Source organism: Paenibacillus artemisiicola (genome assembly GCF_017652985.1).
GTDB lineage: Bacteria > Bacillota > Bacilli > Paenibacillales > Paenibacillaceae > Paenibacillus_Z > Paenibacillus_Z artemisiicola.
This window is the reverse complement of the sequence record NZ_JAGGDJ010000134.1, coordinates 1-537: the sequence shown is the minus strand read 5'-3', so window position 1 is coordinate 537 and position 537 is coordinate 1. Positions and strand designations below refer to the sequence as shown.

The following is a 537-nucleotide window of genomic DNA, read 5'->3' as shown; positions in this document are numbered from 1 at the left end:
AATCCAATACCTTGTATTATAGAGTAATCTATTTTATAGTGATTGCAAGAGGTGAAAAAAATGGAAGTTAACAAAGAGGTGTTAAAAGGTCACATAGACACCCTCATTCTTTCTTTGCTTCAAACCACTGAAATGTATGGATATGATTTAGCCAAGCTGGTTAGAGAAAAAAGCGATAATCAGTTTGAGATAAAGGAAGGTACGCTTTACTTGTCTTTAAAGCGTATGGAACAAAACAAATGGATTGAATCCTACTGGGGAGTCGAGCAGGGTCCTGGAGGTAGAAGAAAATACTATAAAATTACGTCAACTGGCAAAGATGAATACAGGCAAAAACGCTCTGAATGGCAATTTTTAAAAAAAATAATTGATTCTTTTTTAGAAGGGGGAGAAAACCAATGAAACGAATCGAGGAATTTATCACTTCTGTTTATGCACATGTAAAAGATAAGGAAGCAAATGAACTTAAAACTGAAATGCGAACACACTTGTTAGAAGCGGTTGAGGAGTTAAAAGCAGAAGGTAAATCGGAAGAAG

2 protein-coding genes are annotated in these 537 nt (G+C 35.2%); both read left to right on the top strand.

The window, feature by feature from the left end:
• Window positions 1-60 precede the first annotated feature (60 nt).
• Window positions 61-402: a PadR family transcriptional regulator gene (locus tag I8J29_RS33555; protein ID WP_208851571.1), complete on the top strand. Its 342-nt coding sequence runs from the start codon at window positions 61-63 to the stop codon at window positions 400-402.
• Window positions 399-537 (top strand): permease prefix domain 1-containing protein (locus I8J29_RS34355; RefSeq protein WP_276316373.1); only part of this gene is annotated, 139 nt, incomplete at its 3' end. The genes I8J29_RS33555 and I8J29_RS34355, both read left to right, overlap by 4 nt.

What these genes read in the sequence shown, in the direction of transcription:
- I8J29_RS33555 (WP_208851571.1), top strand. Translation starts at nt 61, where the DNA reads ATGGAAGTTAACAAAGAGGTGTTAAAAGGTCACATAGACACCCTCATT.